Below are 235 nucleotides of genomic sequence, written 5' to 3' on the forward strand. Positions count from 1 at the left end.
CCCGACCGCGGCCCCACACGCTCCCGGGAATGCGCGCGACGCAGCGCGTCGGCGGCCGCAGGGCGCAGACGCCGTTAAACAGCTGGATGACCGCGGCCAGCGCGTTGATCCCGTCTTCGGGGTTGGCCGCGGCGTGCGCGGCTTTGCCAAAAAACACGTATTGCAGCGCATCCATCGCGAGCGAGGAGCCAGAGCGCGCGAAACTATGGTACGGATGCGCCATGAGCGCCGCGTC

1 pseudogene is annotated in these 235 nt (G+C 69.4%); it reads right to left on the reverse strand.

What is annotated here, in order from left to right:
* A pseudogene (locus KVT38_RS34245) lies at positions 1–235 on the reverse strand (amidohydrolase); the annotation flags it as partial.

The sequence above is a fragment of the Cohnella sp. GbtcB17 genome (assembly GCF_019091135.1).
Lineage (GTDB): Bacteria > Bacillota > Bacilli > Paenibacillales > Paenibacillaceae > Cohnella.